Source organism: Variovorax sp. (assembly GCF_035634955.1).
GTDB lineage: Bacteria > Pseudomonadota > Gammaproteobacteria > Burkholderiales > Burkholderiaceae_C > Variovorax.
On record NZ_DASQBZ010000033.1, the window covers coordinates 89,333 to 104,729 of the forward strand.

Here is a 15,397-nt window from a genome sequence, read left to right on the forward strand (position 1 = left end):
AAAACCCTTGGCTCTGAAGGCGCAATTGCCGCGCTCGGACGGCGCCGTCGACGCTACCGGTGCAGGCCGCGCTCGTCCGGCTCGTCGGTCGACACGCTGATCACGCTGGCCTGCTGGCCCTTGGCCCGGCGCCACAGGTACACCGCGTAGCCGCTCAACCCATAGACGACGAACAGGCTGAACAGGACAGTGGGCGGATGGATGTTGATGACCGCGATGCCCAGCGCGATCAGGACGATCACGGCAAAAGGCACGCTGCGCTTCATCTGGATGTCCTTGAAGCTGTAGAACGGGGCATTGGTCACCATGCTCAGGCCCGCATAAAGCGTGAACCCGAACGTGATCCAGGTGATCTGCTGCCACGTGAGGTACAGCACGTCCCCGCCGCGCCGCCCCCATTCGTTCATCAGCCAGATGAAGCCGGCGACGAGTGCCGCTGCCGCCGGCGAGGGCAGCCCCTGGAACCAGCGCTTGTCGATCACGCCCGTGTTGACGTTGAAGCGAGCCAGCCGGAGCGCCGCGCAGGCGCAATAGACGAAGGCCGCAATCCAGCCCCAGCGGCCCAACCCCTTGAGCGACCATTCGTAGGCGATGAGCGCCGGTGCCGCACCGAACGACACCATGTCGGACAGCGAGTCCATCTGCTCGCCGAACGCGCTTTGCGTGTTCGTCATGCGCGCGACCCGCCCGTCCAGGCTGTCCAGGACCATGGCCGCGAATACGCCGAGCGTCGCCTGGTCGAACTGCGCGTTCATCGCCATCACGATGGCGTAGAAGCCGCCGAACAGCGCCCCCAGAGTGAAGAGGTTCGGCAGGATGTAGATGCCCTTGCGCCGCTTGCGCGGCTCGGGCGTGGTGCCGGTGTCCAGGGAGGTGTCGTCGTGCATGAAGCGGCGAGTTTAGTGCACGCCGTCCCCGCCCCACGCTTGCGACGCTCTGAATAAAAAAGGCCACCGCAAAGCGGTGGCCGGCAACCCATCTTCAAGCCTGCCCATGCGCGGCAAGCGCAGCGAAGCCCCTTCGGGGCCACCGCGGATCCGGCTTCGCCGGGCCGCAGATGGCGCCCCCTGAAAGGGGGTTGGCTGGCCTGCGCAGCAGGTAGGCTGGGGGTCAGTTCCGAGTCTGGTCGACGAGCTTGTTCTTCTTGATCCAGGGCATCATCGCCCGCAGCTTCTCGCCCACCACTTCGATCTGGTGCTCGGCGTTGAGGCGGCGGCGGCTGATCAGCGTGGGCGCGCCACCGGCGTTCTCCAGGACGAAGCTCTTGGCGTATTCGCCGGTCTGGATGTCCTTGAGCACCTTCTTCATCGTGGCCTTGGTCTCCTCGGTCACGATGCGCGGGCCGGTGACGTACTCGCCGTACTCCGCGTTGTTGGAGATCGAGTAGTTCATGTTGGCGATGCCGCCTTCGTAGATCAGGTCGACGATCAGCTTGAGCTCGTGCAGGCACTCGAAATAGGCCATCTCGGGCGCGTAGCCGGCTTCCACCAGCGTCTCGAAGCCGGCCTTGATCAACTCGACGGTGCCGCCGCACAGCACGGCCTGCTCGCCGAACAGGTCGGTCTCGGTCTCTTCGCGGAAGTTGGTCTCGATGATGCCGGCCTTGCCGCCGCCGTTGGCGATGGCGTACGACAGGGCCAGGTCACGGGCCTTGCCGCTCTTGTCCTGGTAGACGGCCACCAGGTGCGGCACGCCGCCGCCCTGGGTGTACGTGCTGCGCACGGTATGGCCAGGGGCCTTGGGTGCGACCATCCACACGTCGAGGTCAGCGCGCGGCTGCACGAAGCCGTAGTGCACGTTGAAGCCGTGCGCGAACACCAGCGAGGCGCCTTCCTTGATGTTGGGCGCGACGTCGTTCTTGTAGACGTTGGCGATCTGCTCGTCGGGCAGCAGGATCATGACCACGTCGGCCTGCTTGACCGCGTCGGCCACTTCGGCGACCTTGAGGCCGGCCTTCTCGACCTTGGGCCAGGAAGCGCCGCCCTTGCGCAGGCCGACGACGACCTTGACGCCGCTGTCGTTCAGGTTCTGCGCGTGGGCATGGCCCTGCGAGCCGTAGCCGATGATCGCGACCGTCTTGCCCTTGATCAGGCTCAGATCTGCGTCCTTGTCGTAATAGACCTTCATGATTGCTCCTTCTTGGATTCGTAAGTTGGCGTGATGCCTAGACGCGCAGGATGCGCTCGCCGCGGCCGATGCCGCTCGGCCCGGTGCGCACGGTTTCGAGAATGGCGCTGCGCTCGATCGCGTCGAGAAACGCGTCGTTCTTGCCCATGTCGCCAGTCAATTCGATGGTGTAGCTCTTGTCGGTCACGTCGATGATGCGGCCGCGGAAGATGTCGGCCATGCGCTTCATTTCCTCGCGCTCCTTGCCGACGGCGCGCACCTTCACCATCATGAGTTCGCGCTCGGTATAGGCGCCCTCGGTGAGGTCGACCACCTTGACCACCTCGATGAGGCGGTTGAGGTGCTTGGTGATCTGCTCGATGACGTCGTCCGACCCGGCGGTCTGGATCGTCATGCGCGAGAGGCTCGGGTCTTCCGTGGGGGCCACGGTGAGCGATTCGATGTTGTAGCCGCGGGCCGAGAACAGGCCCACGACGCGGGAGAGAGCGCCGGGCTCGTTCTCCAGCAGGACAGCAATGATGTGTTTCATGGTTGACGGGCTCCTCTTTTCGCTGCCCTCCCCCGTGCACGGTAATGCGCGGGCTCGACAAGCAATAGATTCGCCTCTGAAGAGGGATGAATGGCCCGCCCCGCTTCCGCGCGGCGGGCGTGAGTCGTTCTACAGGTCCTCGGAACCCATCAGCATTTCGGTGATGCCCTTGCCGGCCTGCACCATCGGGAACACGTTCTCGGTGGGGTCGGTGCGGAAGTCCATGAAGACCGTGCGGTCCTTGAGCTTGCGCGCCTCGCGCAGTGCAGGCTCGACGTCCTGCGGCCGCTCGATCAGCATGCCCACATGCCCGTAGGCCTCGGCCAGCTTCACGAAATTGGGCAGCGCGTCCATGTAGCTGTGGCTGTAGCGGCCGGAGTATTCGATCTCCTGCCACTGGCGCACCATCCCGAGGTAGCGGTTGTTCAGCGACACCACCTTGATCGGCGTGTTGTACTGCAGGCAGGTAGACAGTTCCTGGATGCACATCTGCACCGAGCCTTCACCGGTGATGCAGAACACCTCGGAATCGGGCTTGGCCAGCTTGACGCCCATGGCGTAGGGAATGCCGACGCCCATGGTGCCCAGGCCGCCGGAGTTGATCCAGCGGCGCGGCTCGTCGAAGCGGTAGTACTGGGCCGCCCACATCTGGTGCTGACCGACGTCGGAGGTGATGTAGGTGTCGGCGTCCTTCGTCATGTTCCACAGCGTCTCGAGGACGTGCTGCGGCTTGATGACGTCGTTGTTGCCGCGGTCGTATTTGAGGCAATCGCGCGAGCGCCAGCCTTCGATCGTCTTCCACCAGCTGTCGAGCGCCGCACCGTCGGGCCGCGCATCACCCTCGCGGATCATGGCGATCAGCTCCGCCAGCACTTCCTTGACGTCGCCGACGATCGGAATGTCGACCTTCACCCGCTTGGAAATGCTCGACGGATCGATGTCGACGTGGATGATCTTGCGCTCGTTCTGGGCGAAGTGCTTCGGGTTGCCGATCACGCGATCGTCGAAGCGCGCGCCCACCGCCAGCAGCACGTCGCAGTTCTGCATGGCCTGGTTGGCTTCCAGCGTGCCGTGCATGCCGAGCATGCCCAGGAACTTGCGGTCCGATGCCGGATAGGCGCCCAGGCCCATCAGCGTGTTGGTGACCGGGTAGCCCAGCATGTCGACCAACGTGCGCAGTTCCTCGCAGGCATTGCCCAGCAGCACGCCGCCGCCGCTGTAGATATAGGGCCGCTTGGCCGCCAACAGCAGTTGCAGCGCCTTGCGGATCTGCCCGCCGTGGCCCTTGCGCACCGGGTTGTACGAGCGCATCTCCACCTTTTCGGGGTAGCCGGTGTAGGGCACCTTCCTGAAGGAGACGTCCTTGGGCACGTCCACCACGACGGGCCCGGGACGGCCCGTGCGGGCGATGTGGAATGCCTTCTTCATCGTCAGCGCCAGGTCCTTGGCATCCTTGACCAGGAAGTTGTGCTTGACGATGGGCCGGGTGATGCCGACGGTGTCGCACTCCTGGAAGGCGTCCAGCCCGATCGCGGGCGTGGGCACCTGGCCGGAGATGATCACCATCGGGATGGAATCCATGTAGGCCGTGGCGATGCCGGTGACCGCATTGGTCAGGCCGGGGCCGGAGGTGACCAGCGCCACGCCGACGTCGCCGGTCGCGCGGGCATAGCCGTCGGCCGCGTGCACGGCCGCCTGCTCGTGACGCACCAGCACGTGCTGGATGGAATCCTGCTTGTAGAAAGCGTCGTAGATGTACAGAACCGCACCGCCGGGATAGCCCCAGACGTACTTGACGCCTTCGGCCTGCAGCGCGCGCACGAGCACCTCGGCGCCCATGAGTTCTTCGGATTGCGTGCCCATCCCGGAGGATGCGGCGGCAGCGGATGCGATTTCCGCCTTGGAGATTTCCATGATGAACCTTCGAGTTTCTTCGGGAACGAAAAACCTGGGGTGCCCCTTCGCAAGCTCTTGTGAAGCCGCGTCGAGACTTGAGGCCTTGACCATGGGCGCACCAGATTTGCGCCGGACCAAGACCCGTTTGCCTTTTGACTTGCAGACCACGATTATGGCATTTTTCCTGCCCCGCCCGGCGCGGGCGGCGCGCCGGGCGCCATGGCATGCCGCCGCCGCCCGGGCATAATTCACCGCGCTTTCGCTCCAAGATACTCCCCGTTTGGCCTCCGAAAAAGAACTCTCCGACTTCCTCAAGGGCGTCGAGCGGCGCGCCTTCAAGCGGTCGCTGTATCACGTTCGCGACGACGAGGCGGCCCTGGACATCGTGCAGGACAGCATGCTCAAGCTGGCCGAGCACTACGGGGACAAGCCGGCGCAGGAGCTGCCCATGCTCTTCCACCGCATCCTGTCGAACTGCACGCTCGACTGGTTCCGGCGCCAGAAAACGCGGCGCGCCCTGTTCTCGAACATGAGCGACTTCGAAGGCGGCGAAGCCCGGGGCGAGGACGATTTCGACCTGATGGAAAGCCTGGTCGCCACGGTCGACACCCGGGAAACCGAGAGCGCCCAGGACAGCACGCAGCGGGCCCAGGTCCTGCGGGAGATCGAAGGCGAGATCAGCGCCCTGCCCGCCCGTCAACGCGAGGCCTTTCTGCTGCGTTACTGGGAGGAGATGGACGTCGCCGAGACGGCGGCGGCCATGGGGTGCTCGGAAGGCAGCGTCAAGACCCATTGTTCGCGCGCCGTTCACGCCCTCAGCCGCGCGCTGAAGGCCAAGGGAATCCAATTGTGAACTCACTTCATTCGCTGACTGCATCCGTCCCAACGCAGGATGATCCGCAGGCGCGCTTCGGCGCGCGCGTGGCGGTTCACCTGAACAGGGGCACACGGGAACTGCCGCACGACATCGGCGAGCGACTGCGCGCCAGCCGCGAACGGGCGCTGGCGCGGCGCAGGGCGGCGGTGGGCACCTCCGCACTGTCGCCGACCGGGCGGGCCGATCCCGCACGCCCTGCGACGTCGCGCGCCGGGGGGTGGTGGACCCGCATCGCTTCGGCCCTGCCGGTAGTGGCGCTGGTGGCGGGGCTGGTTGCCATCAAGATCGTCCAGGACGAGAACCGCGCCAACGAAGTGGCCGAGGTGGACGCCGCATTGCTGTCCGGCGAGTTGCCGCCCGCAGCCTACACCGACCCCGGCTTCGCGCAGTTCCTCAAGACTGACGCCGACACCACGGTCCGTTGATGCGCCTGACTGAACGCCTTCTTGCGCGCCGTCGCGGCGGCCCCGCTCCGCGCCCGCGTTGGCGCGCCGCGCTCGCGCTGCTGGCGCTGACGGGCAGCCTGGCGCACGCGGGCGCGCATGCGCAGGGTCCGGCGCCGGCAGCCACGCAGCCGCCTGCAGGCACGCAGGCCAAGCCTCCTGCGAGCGGCAAGGCGGTCCGGCCCTCAGCGCAGCCCAAGGCATCGCCCAATGGCCTGGCCTGGAGCGAACTGAGCGCCCGGCAGCAAGAGGCGCTGGCCCCGCTGGCGGGCCATTGGGGCCAGTTGCACCCGGCGCAGCAACGCAAGTGGATTGCCTTGTCCGGCAATTTCGCCAAGATGTCGGCCGATGAGCGGTCGGCGCTGCACAGCCGCATGACGGTCTGGGCCGCACTCAGCCCACAGGAGCGCAGCCGCGCGCGGCTCAACTATGCCGAGGTCAAGCGCCTGGCACCCGCGGACGAGCGCAGGGCCAAGTGGGAGGCCTACCAGGCGCTGCCCCCCGAAGAGCGCCAGAAGCTGGCCGAACAAGGCGCCGGCGCACCCAAGGGGGCCGCCGTCCCGGTCAGGCCGGTGCCGCAGCGCATGCTGGCCCCCGTCCCGCCCCTGGACCACACGGTCCAGCGCACGCCGCGCATCCAGCTGGCGCCGCCCGAAAGCCAGGTCTCCACTCCGGCACAATCGGCCCCCATCGTCCAGAAATAGGCGGCCCGGCCGCGGGCCGATCGATTCGCGTGAGTTCTCCCACTTCCCTGCCCGCCGACGCGGGCGCGCCCGTCGGCGCGGTCCAGTCACCGCTGCGCGCCCCCGGCCTGTGGCGCCGGATGGCCTGCTGGCTGTACGAGGGCATGCTGCTGTTCGCCGTCGTCTTCATCGCGGGTTGGCTGTTCAGCACCCTGACACAGATGCGAAATGCGGTCGACGGCAGCCGCCACCCGCTGCTGCAGGCGTTCCTGTTCGTCGTGATCGGCGTCTATTTCACCTGGTTCTGGTCGCGCGGGCAGACACTGGCGATGAAAACGTGGCGCATCCGCATCGTCGATGCGCACGGGCGCCCGCTCAGCCAGGGGCGTGCGCTGCTGCGCTACCTGCTGTCCTGGATCTGGTTCCTGCCACCGCTGGCGGTGCTGTCCATGTTCCAGGTCAGCGGCGGCGAGGCGGCCGTCGTCGTCTTCGGCTGGGTCGCCGTGTGGGCGGTCATGAGCCGGTTCCATCCGCTCGGCCAGTTCTGGCACGATGCCTGGAGCGGCACCCGGCTGGTGCATGGCGACCATGGCTGACGCCAAGGGCAGCGCCAACACCCAGCGCGGCCGGCGCGGACTGGAACGGATCTGGCACGCCGCGCTGATCTCCCTGCAGGGCCTGCACATCGGCTGGCACGAAACGGCGTTCAGGCAGGAGGCCATCGTCGCGATCGTGGCCATTCCGCTGTCGTTCTGGCTGGGCCAGGACTGGGTGCAGACCGCACTGCTGGCTGGCAGCGTGGTGCTGGTCCTGATCGTCGAGTTGCTCAACACGGCGGTCGAGTCGGCCATCGATCGCATCGGCCCCGAATGGCATGACCTGTCCAAACGCGCCAAGGACACGGGCAGTGCCGCCGTGCTGCTGGCGCTGCTGCTGGCCGCCGGCGTCTGGCTGGCGTGCCTGTGGCACCGATTTGTCGCCTGAACGCGGCATGATCGGGGGATGAGTTCTCCTGCCGTTCCCTTTTCAGTTTGTGTCTATTGCGGATCGCGCCCGGGCGCGCGGCCCGAATTCGCTGCCGCCGCCGAGTCCGTCGGGCGTTGGATCGGCACCAATCGCGGCCAGTTGGTGTACGGCGGCGGCCGCACCGGCCTGATGGGCGCGGTGGCGGAAGCCACCCGCGCGGCCGGCGGACGCGTGGTCGGCATCATTCCCAAGGCGCTGGTGGACCGGGAACTGGCCAATCCGTTGTGCGACGAGCTGCACGTCGTGGACACCATGCACGAGCGCAAGGCCATGATGGCCAGTCGCTCGCACGCCTTCCTGGCGCTACCCGGGGGCATCGGCACCTTCGAGGAGTTGTTCGAGGTCTGGACCTGGCGCCAGCTGGGCTATCACGACAAGCCGATCGGCGTGCTCGACGCGGGCGGCTACTACGCGGGCATGCTGCAATTCCTGCAGCACAGCGTCCGCGAAGGGTTCATGGGTGAATGGCAGATGGGGCTGATCCGCACCGGCACGGTGCCGGAACAGTTGCTGCAGGCTCTGCGCGACGAGGTGCCGCGCCACCCCGAAGGCGATCGGCTGGCCGAGAACCTGTGAATAGGCGCGCCGCCGCAGCGGCGCCCGGCCCGCCCCGGCCCTAGACCGCGTTCTCGTCGGTCTCGCCGGTGCGGATGCGCACGACGCGCTCGACATTGGTGACGAAGATCTTGCCGTCGCCGATCTTGCCGGTGCGCGCGGCGCTCACGATGGCGTCGACGCTGCGTTCGACGTCGCCTTCGTTGACGACGACCTCGATCTTCATCTTCGGCAGGAAGTCCACCACGTATTCGGCGCCGCGGTAGAGCTCGGTGTGGCCCTTCTGCCGGCCGAAGCCCTTGACCTCGGTGACCGTCAGCCCGGTGACGCCGACCTCGGCCAGTGCCTCGCGAACGTCGTCGAGCTTGAAGGGTTTGACGATGGCAGTGATTTGCTTCATTTCGCTGTGCTCCCGGCGGTTTCGTTGAACTTGCTGGTGATAGGGTAGCGCCAATCCTTGCCGAAGCTGCGGTGCGTGACCCGGATCCCCACCGGCGCCTGGCGGCGCTTGTACTCGTTGATCTTGATCAATCGCACCACGCGCTCCACCACGGCCCGGTCGAAGCCGGCGGCAATGATGTCGTCGACGCTTTCATCGTCTTGCATATAGCGGGCCAGGATGCCGTCGAGCACCTCGTAGGGCGGCAGGCTGTCCTGGTCGACCTGGTCCGGACGCAGCTCGGCGCTGGGCGGCCGGGTGATGATGCGCTCCGGGATCGGGTTGGCGCCGGTGCCGTATGGATCGTTCGCGTTGCGCCAGCGCGCCAGCTCGAACACGGTGGTCTTGAGCAGATCCTTGATGACGGCGAAGCCTCCGGCCATGTCGCCGTAGAGCGTGCAATATCCGGTGGCCATTTCGCTCTTGTTGCCGGTGGTCAGCACGATCGAGCCGAACTTGTTCGACAGGCCCATGAGCAGCGTGCCGCGGATGCGCGCCTGGATATTCTCCTCGGTGGCGTCCTCGGGCAGCCCGGCGAACTCACCGGCCAGCGCCTTCTTGAACGACTCGAAGGTGTCCCTGATCGAGATTTCGTCATACCGCACACCCAGGCGCTGCGCCATGTCGCGCGCATCGATCCAGCTGATGTCTGCCGTGTAGGGCGAGGGCATCATCACCGCCCGCATCCTGTCCTTGCCCAGCGCGTCGACGGCGATGGCCAGGACCAGCGCGGAATCGATGCCTCCGGACAGGCCCAGCAGGGCGCCGGGAAAGCCGTTCTTGCCGATGTAGTCGCGCACGCCCAGCACCAGGGCGTCCCACAGCTGCGCCAATGGCTCGCGCGCGCCCGGAGGCTGCCGGCCGGCCGCGACGCGCAGGACGCCGGCTTCGCGCGATACCTCGACGAAGGCCAGCTCTTCACGGAACGATTCGGCCTGCATGGCCGCGCTGCCGTCGGCCTGCAAGGCGAACGAGGCGCCGTCGAAGACCACCTCGTCCTGCCCGCCCACCAGGTGGGCGAACACCAGCGGCATGTCGGCGGCGCGGGCACGCTCTGCCATGCGCTCGACACGTTCGCCTTCCTTGCCGACGTGGTAAGGCGACGCATTGATGACGGCCAGGAGCTCGGCCCCGGCCTCGCGCGCCAGCCGCGCCGGCTCCTCGAACCAGGCGTCCTCGCAGATCAGTAGCGCCACCGAGACGCCTGCGGCCTCGAACACGCAGGTGCCCTGCCCCGGCGCGAAGTAGCGCCGCTCGTCGAACACCTGGTAGTTGGGCAGTTCGCGCTTGGCGTAGGTTTCGACGATGCGGCCGTCGCGTATCACGCTGGCGGCGTTGTGGCGCATCTGCACCGACACCGATCGGCCGCGCAGGCTGTGGCCGCTGGGGTGGCCCACCACCACGGTCAGCCCGGCCAGTTGCGCCGTCTCGCGCGCCACGGTGCGCACCGCTTCGTCGCAACCCTGGATGAAGGCCGGCCGCAGGAAAAGGTCCTCGGCGGCGTAGCCGCAGATCGACAGTTCGGGCGTGAGCAGCAGATGCGCACCCTGGGCATGGGCGGCACGGGCCGCATCGACGATCCGGCGCGCGTTGCCGGCGAGGTCACCCACCACGAAGTTCAGCTGCGCGATCGCGATCTTGAGAGTCATGCAATTGGACGAGAGAAGCTGCAACGATTATGTCATTCACCCTTCGCCCCGTTGGCCTTGTGCGGGCATCGGCCACGCGCCGGCGCGAGGACTGCTACCCTCGCCCGGCAATGTCCTCCGGCTCCGCCCCCGCCTCCCCAGTGCTTGCCGCCACAGGCGCCCAATCCGCCGGCCGGGCGTACCTCCTGCTGATATTCACCACGCTCATCTGGGGCGCGAACGCGGTGGCCGCGCGCCTCGCGGTCGGCCAGGTCTCGCCGATGCTCCTGACGTTCATGCGCTGGGGCATCAGCTGCGCCGCACTGCTGCTGTTCGCGCGCGGGCCGATCCGGGCGCACTGGCATGCGCTGCGCGGTCACTGGCGAGCGATCGCCCTGATGGGCGCGCTGGGTTTCACCGGCTTCAACGCCCTGTTCTACGCGGCCGCCTATCACACGACGGCGATCAACATCGCCATCCTGCAGGGGACGATTCCGGTACTGGTGCTGATCGGCAGCGTGCTGCTGTTCGGCACCCGGGTCAACGCCTTGCAGTGCTTCGGCGTGGTGGTGACGCTCGCCGGCATCGCGGTGGTGGCCTCGCACGGCGAGCTCGAACAGCTCGCGCGTCTGCAGTTCAACATCGGCGACGTCTGGATGATCGTGGCCTGCCTCCTCTACGCCGGCTATGCGCTGGGCCTGCGCAAGCGTCCGCAGGTGCCGGCCATCGTCTTCTTTGCCGCCACCGCGATGGTGGCTTGCCTGGCATCGCTGCCGCTGGTGGCCATGGAAGCGGTGAACGGGCAACTGCAGGCGCCGACCGCCCAAGGCTGGGCCCTGGTTGCGTTCGTCGGCCTGCTGCCCTCCTTCGTCTCGCAGGTCACTTTCATCCAGGCGGTGGGCCTGATCGGGCCGGCCCGGGCCGGCGTGTTCCTCAACTTGGTGCCGATCTTCGGCCCGCTGCTGGCGATGCTGGTGCTGGGCGAGCCGATTTCGGTGTATCACGGCGTGGCGCTGGCGATGGTGCTTGGCGGCATCTGGATTGCCGAGCGGCTGGGCGTGCGCCGCCCCTGAGCGTCGATGGCCGGGTCCGAGCTCATCGCGCGCATCGTCGCCTCCGTCGCGGACATCGACGCCGCCGCCTGGGACGGCCTGCTTGCCAGGCAACGGGCACCCACCCCGTTCATGCGCCACGCCTACCTGTCGGCGCTCGAGAGCAGTGCCAGCGCGGTGGCCGACAGCGGCTGGCTCACGCGCTTCGTGACGCTGTGGCGCGGCCGCCAGTTGCTGGCTGCCTGCCCGCTGTACCTCAAGTCGCACTCCTATGGCGAGTACGTGTTCGACTGGGCGTGGGCCAATGCCTACCGCGAGAACGGGCTGGACTACTACCCGAAGGCGCTGGTGGCGGTGCCGTTCACGCCGGTTCCCGGCGCGCGCCTGCTGGCGCGCGATGCCGACAGCCGAGCCCATCTCGTCCAGGCGCTGCTGGCCTGGTGCGGCCAGGAAGAGCTTTCGTCGCTGCACCTGCTCTTTTGCGATGAGGACGACGTTGCGGCCTGCGCCGACGCCGGGCTGATGATGCGCCACACGGTGCAGTTCCACTGGCTCAACCAGGGCTGGGCCGATTTCGACGCCTTCCTGGCGAGCCTGGCGCAGGAAAAACGCAAGAAGATCCGCCAGGAACGGCGCAAGGTCGAGGAAGCGGGCGTGCGGTTCCGATGGGCGCGCGGCGCCGACATCGGCGCGGCCGACTGGGACTTCTTCTATCGCTGCTACGCACGCACCTACCGCGAACACGGCAATCCGCCGTACCTGACGCGGGAGTTCTTCCATGCCATGGCCCGCGACATGCCCGAGGCGTGGCTGCTTTTCGTGGCCGAACGGGAGGGTCGGCCGATCGCCTGCAGCTTGATCGCCCTTTCTGGCACCGGCGCGGCGGGCGAGCCGCCTCCGGTGGCCTACGGTCGCTACTGGGGCGCCCTGGAACGGGTGGATTGCCTGCATTTCGAGGCGTGCTACTACCAGCCCCTGCAGTGGTGCATCGCCCACGGGGTCGCCCGCTTCGAAGGCGGCGCGCAGGGAGAACACAAGATGGCCCGCGCGCTGATGCCGGTGAAGACCACCAGCTGCCACTGGCTGGCCCACCCGGCCTTTGCCGACGCGGTGGAGCGGTTCCTCGAGCGGGAGGACCAGGGCATCGCGCACTATCTCGAAGACCTGCAGGAGCGCAGCCCGTTCAGGAACCCGTCCGCGCAGGACTGAGCGGCCTGCGGCCCGGCAGCGCCGCGGGCCTGCCTTGCCTCTTACTTCTGGTAGTTGGCCACGCCGTCGAGCACTTCCTTGCGGGCCGCGTCGATGCCTTCCCAGCCCAGCACCTTGACCCACTTGCCTTCTTCCAGGTCCTTGTAGTGCTCGAAGAAGTGGCTGATCGCCTTCAGGCGCATCGGATTGACGTCGTCGACCGACTTCCAGTGGCTGTAGATGGGCAGCACCTTGTCGGTCGGGACGGCCAGCACCTTGCCGTCGACGCCGGCTTCGTCTTCCATCATCAGGATGCCCAGCGGGCGGCAGGGCACGACCACGCCGGGATGCAGCGGATAGGGGGTGATGACCAGCACGTCCACCGGGTCGCCGTCACCCGACAGCGTCTGCGGCACGTAGCCGTAGTTGGCGGGGTAGTACATGGCGGTGGTCATGAAGCGGTCGACGAAGATCGCGCCCGACTCCTTGTCCACCTCGTACTTGATGGGATCGGAGTTCATCGGGATCTCGATGACCACGTTGAACGTGTCCGGGAGGTTCTTGCCGGGGGAGACTTTGTCGAGGGCCATGGCGGTGTGCGCTTTGAAAGTTGGAATTAGACGGAAAGTTGTCGCGAGATGCGGACAAACCCGAAGTTTACTTTCCGCGTCACGACACATTCATACCAAGTTGAGGATTTGCCTGTAAATTTGTCCACGTTGGCCAATCGGCCGTCCGGCAGCGCCGCGGCGGCTTCGAGGAAGCAACGCGGCGAAGGTTCACACCCGTGCGCGTTGACTCCCACGGTGAAAGCCCTTCGTCTCCAGAAGTCACAACGATTGAATGGAGAAGCAAAGGCATGAATGGCAACACACCCCTCATCCTCGCGATCGTCTGCGGCCTGGTGGCCGTGGGCTATGGCGTCTGGGCCCGCAGTTGGATTCTTTCCCGTGACGCCGGCAACGCGCGAATGCAGGAGATCGCCGCGGCGATCCAGACCGGCGCCGCGGCATACCTGGCCAAGCAGTACCGCACCATCGCCGTCGTCGGGGTGGTGCTGGCCATCCTGATCGGCATCTTCCTGCACGTGACGACCGCCGTCGGCTTCGTGATCGGCGCCGTGCTGTCGGGCGCCTGCGGCTTCATCGGCATGAACGTGTCCGTGCGCGCCAACGTACGCACGGCCCAGGCCGCGACCCTGGGCATCGGACCGGCGCTGCAGGTGGCGTTCCGCGGCGGCGCCATCACCGGCATGCTGGTGGTCGGACTCGGGCTGCTGGGCGTGTCCGCCTTCACCTGGTTCCTGATCGGCAACGGCGCCCTGACGCCGGACAAGAGCCTGGCGCGGCTGCTGGATCCGCTGATCGGCTTTGCCTTCGGCTCTTCACTGATCTCCATCTTTGCGCGCCTGGGCGGGGGCATCTTCACCAAGGGCGCCGACGTCGGCGCCGACCTCGTGGGCAAGGTCGAGGCCGGGATACCCGAAGACGATCCGCGCAACCCGGCGGTGATTGCGGACAACGTGGGGGACAACGTCGGCGACTGCGCCGGCATGGCCGCCGACCTGTTCGAGACCTACGCCGTCACGCTCATCGCCACGATGGTGCTGGGCGCGCTGATGGTGGCAGCCGCACCGGTCAACGCGGTGTTCTATCCGCTGGCGCTGGGCGCGGTATCGATCATCGCGTCGATCATCGGCTGCTTCTTCGTCAAGGCCTCGCCGGGCATGACCAACGTGATGCCCGCGTTGTACAAGGGCCTGGCAGTGGCGGGCATCCTGTCGCTCATCGCCTTCTGGTTCGTCACCGGCTGGCTGATGCCCGACAACGCCATCGCGGCCAGCGGCAGCCGGATGCGGCTGTTCGGCGCCTGCTTCGTCGGGCTGGCGCTGACGGCGGCGCTGGTGTGGATCACCGAGTTCTACACCGGCACGCAGTACTCGCCCGTGCAGCACGTGGCCAAGGCATCCACCACCGGCCACGGCACCAACATCATTGCCGGGCTCGGCGTGTCGATGCGCTCGACGGCCTGGCCGGTGCTGTTCGTGTGCGCGGCCATCATCGCCTCGTACACGCTCGCCGGGCTGTACGGCATCGCCGTGGCGGCCACGTCCATGTTGAGCATGGCCGGCATCGTAGTGGCGCTGGACGCCTATGGCCCGATCACCGACAACGCAGGCGGCATTGCCGAGATGAGCGAACTGCCCGCCTCGGTGCGCGACATCACCGACCCGCTGGACGCCGTGGGCAACACCACCAAGGCGGTGACCAAGGGCTATGCCATCGGTTCGGCCGGCTTGGCCGCGCTGGTGCTGTTCGCCGACTACACCCACAAGCTGGAAAGCTACGGCCAGTCGCTGGACTTCAACCTGTCCGATCCGATGGTGATCGTAGGCCTGTTCATCGGCGGGCTCATTCCTTACCTGTTCGGCGCCATGGCAATGGAGGCGGTCGGCCGCGCCGCCGGTTCGGTGGTGGAGGAAGTGCGCCGCCAGTTCCGCGAGATCCCCGGCATCATGGAGGGCACAGCCAAGCCGGAATACGGCCGCGCGGTGAGCATGCTGACCGGCGCCGCCATCAAGGAGATGATGATCCCGTCGCTGCTGCCGGTGCTGGTGCCGATCGTCGTCGGCCTGGCGCTCGGACCGAAGGCGCTGGGCGGACTCTTGATGGGCACCATCGTCACCGGCCTGTTCGTGGCCATCTCGATGTGTACCGGCGGCGGCGCCTGGGACAATGCCAAGAAGTACATCGAGGACGGCCATTTCGGCGGCAAGGGCAGCGAAGCACACAAGGCCGCCGTCACGGGCGACACGGTGGGCGACCCCTACAAGGACACGGCCGGCCCAGCGGTCAATCCGCTGATCAAGATCATCAACATCGTGGCCCTGCTCATCGTGCCGCTGGTCGTGAAGTTCCACGCAGGCTGAGCGAGTAGCGCGCCGCGGTCGACGC

The 15,397-nt window shown here is 67.0% G+C and carries 16 protein-coding genes; 9 read left to right on the forward strand and 7 right to left on the reverse strand.

The window, feature by feature from the left end; genetic code table 11:
* Positions 1-53: 53 nt before the first annotated feature.
* The 4 genes from pssA to VES41_RS23095 form a co-directional block, all read right to left on the reverse strand.
* Positions 54-887 (reverse strand): CDP-diacylglycerol--serine O-phosphatidyltransferase, encoded by an 834-nt coding sequence (pssA, locus tag VES41_RS23080; RefSeq protein WP_324821945.1) that lies wholly within the window; start codon positions 885-887, stop codon positions 54-56.
* A gap of 223 nt (positions 888-1,110) precedes the next feature.
* A complete protein-coding gene (gene ilvC, locus VES41_RS23085; protein ID WP_324822547.1) occupies positions 1,111-2,130 on the reverse strand; it encodes a ketol-acid reductoisomerase in 1,020 nt (339 codons plus the stop codon).
* 34 nt (positions 2,131-2,164) lie between these two features.
* Positions 2,165-2,656 carry an acetolactate synthase small subunit gene (gene ilvN / locus VES41_RS23090; protein WP_324821947.1) on the reverse strand — a complete coding sequence of 164 codons (492 nt, stop codon included), beginning with the start codon at positions 2,654-2,656 and terminating at the stop codon, positions 2,165-2,167.
* Between the two features lie 129 nt (positions 2,657-2,785).
* A complete protein-coding gene (locus VES41_RS23095) occupies positions 2,786-4,570 on the reverse strand; it encodes an acetolactate synthase 3 catalytic subunit (RefSeq protein WP_324821949.1) in 1,785 nt (594 codons plus the stop codon).
* 262 nt (positions 4,571-4,832) lie between these two features.
* Here VES41_RS23095 and VES41_RS23100 point away from each other — a divergent pair, with 262 nt between their 5' ends.
* The 6 genes from VES41_RS23100 to VES41_RS23125 all read left to right on the forward strand — a co-directional run bounded on the left by VES41_RS23100 (position 4,833) and on the right by VES41_RS23125 (position 8,157).
* The gene (locus VES41_RS23100; protein ID WP_324821951.1) at positions 4,833-5,405 is read left to right on the forward strand and encodes an RNA polymerase sigma factor; all 573 of its coding nucleotides are present in this window, start codon (positions 4,833-4,835) and stop codon (positions 5,403-5,405) included.
* On the forward strand, positions 5,402-5,854 hold the full coding sequence (locus VES41_RS23105) for a DUF3619 family protein (RefSeq protein ID WP_324821953.1): 453 nt from the start codon (positions 5,402-5,404) through the stop codon (positions 5,852-5,854). The genes VES41_RS23100 and VES41_RS23105 overlap by 4 nt, the downstream gene beginning before the upstream one ends.
* Positions 5,854-6,576 carry a DUF3106 domain-containing protein gene (locus tag VES41_RS23110; protein ID WP_324821955.1) on the forward strand — a complete coding sequence of 241 codons (723 nt, stop codon included), beginning with the start codon at positions 5,854-5,856 and terminating at the stop codon, positions 6,574-6,576. The genes VES41_RS23105 and VES41_RS23110 overlap by 1 nt, the downstream gene beginning before the upstream one ends.
* A 119-nt stretch (positions 6,577-6,695) precedes the next feature.
* Positions 6,696-7,151: an RDD family protein gene (locus VES41_RS23115; protein WP_414719235.1), complete on the forward strand. Its 456-nt coding sequence runs from the start codon at positions 6,696-6,698 to the stop codon at positions 7,149-7,151.
* Positions 7,144-7,539: a diacylglycerol kinase gene (locus tag VES41_RS23120; RefSeq protein ID WP_414719222.1), complete on the forward strand. Its 396-nt coding sequence runs from the start codon at positions 7,144-7,146 to the stop codon at positions 7,537-7,539. The genes VES41_RS23115 and VES41_RS23120 overlap by 8 nt, the downstream gene beginning before the upstream one ends.
* A gap of 18 nt (positions 7,540-7,557) precedes the next feature.
* Positions 7,558-8,157 carry a TIGR00730 family Rossman fold protein gene (locus tag VES41_RS23125; RefSeq protein ID WP_324821957.1) on the forward strand — a complete coding sequence of 200 codons (600 nt, stop codon included), beginning with the start codon at positions 7,558-7,560 and terminating at the stop codon, positions 8,155-8,157.
* 40 nt (positions 8,158-8,197) lie between these two features.
* Here the strand turns inward: VES41_RS23125 and VES41_RS23130 are convergent, their stop codons facing one another.
* Together VES41_RS23130 and VES41_RS23135 are read right to left on the reverse strand one after the other, a co-directional pair.
* Positions 8,198-8,536 (reverse strand): P-II family nitrogen regulator, encoded by a 339-nt coding sequence (locus VES41_RS23130; protein ID WP_324821958.1) that lies wholly within the window; start codon positions 8,534-8,536, stop codon positions 8,198-8,200.
* The gene (locus VES41_RS23135; protein ID WP_324821960.1) at positions 8,533-10,224 is read right to left on the reverse strand and encodes an NAD+ synthase; all 1,692 of its coding nucleotides are present in this window, start codon (positions 10,222-10,224) and stop codon (positions 8,533-8,535) included. Before VES41_RS23135 ends, VES41_RS23130 begins: the two co-directional genes overlap by 4 nt.
* Positions 10,225-10,334: 110 nt before the next feature.
* On the opposite strand from VES41_RS23135, the gene VES41_RS23140 reads away from it, so the two are divergent.
* Together VES41_RS23140 and VES41_RS23145 are read left to right on the forward strand one after the other, a co-directional pair.
* Positions 10,335-11,276, forward strand: coding sequence for a DMT family transporter (locus VES41_RS23140; RefSeq protein ID WP_324821962.1), 942 nt, complete (start codon positions 10,335-10,337; stop codon positions 11,274-11,276).
* 6 nt (positions 11,277-11,282) lie between these two features.
* Positions 11,283-12,464 (forward strand): GNAT family N-acetyltransferase, encoded by a 1,182-nt coding sequence (locus VES41_RS23145; protein ID WP_324821964.1) that lies wholly within the window; start codon positions 11,283-11,285, stop codon positions 12,462-12,464.
* Between the two features lie 41 nt (positions 12,465-12,505).
* On the opposite strand, the gene ppa is transcribed toward VES41_RS23145, so the two are convergent.
* Complete coding sequence (ppa, locus tag VES41_RS23150) at positions 12,506-13,033, reverse strand: inorganic diphosphatase (RefSeq protein WP_324821966.1); 528 nt, start codon at positions 13,031-13,033, stop codon at positions 12,506-12,508.
* 269 nt (positions 13,034-13,302) lie between these two features.
* Here ppa and VES41_RS23155 point away from each other — a divergent pair, with 269 nt between their 5' ends.
* Positions 13,303-15,372 (forward strand): sodium-translocating pyrophosphatase, encoded by a 2,070-nt coding sequence (locus VES41_RS23155; protein WP_324821968.1) that lies wholly within the window; start codon positions 13,303-13,305, stop codon positions 15,370-15,372.
* Positions 15,373-15,397: the final 25 nt, after the last annotated feature.